Consider the following 273-nt stretch of genomic DNA (forward strand, 5'->3'; position numbering starts at 1 on the left):
TAGGCGCTACGTTTTCGGTTTTATCTGCGTATTCTGCATCTAACGACATAGCTGCTGTTAGTTTATCTAATTCTAATGGGCGCACTGTTCTTAAACTAACCGTACCACCAAGCGCACCTTCAATCATATCGGCAGTTGGCGACTTAACAACTTCTACCGTTTTTAAGAAACTTGATGGAAAATCTTGAAGGCTAATGCCATCACGAGAATCGCCAATAGTAGAGCGACCATTTAATTCAACCCGGTTTTGCGGTAAACCACGAATCGAAACAC

1 protein-coding gene is annotated in these 273 nt (G+C 42.5%); it reads right to left on the reverse strand.

Going from position 1 to position 273, the window contains the following annotated elements; genetic code table 11:
- Positions 1 to 273 (reverse strand): TonB-dependent receptor plug domain-containing protein (locus tag AAEY62_RS22355; protein ID WP_350636603.1); only part of this gene is annotated, 273 nt, incomplete at both ends.

The sequence above is a fragment of the Pseudoalteromonas sp. GW168-MNA-CIBAN-0100 genome, assembly GCF_040309225.1.
Lineage (GTDB): Bacteria > Pseudomonadota > Gammaproteobacteria > Enterobacterales > Alteromonadaceae > Pseudoalteromonas > Pseudoalteromonas arctica.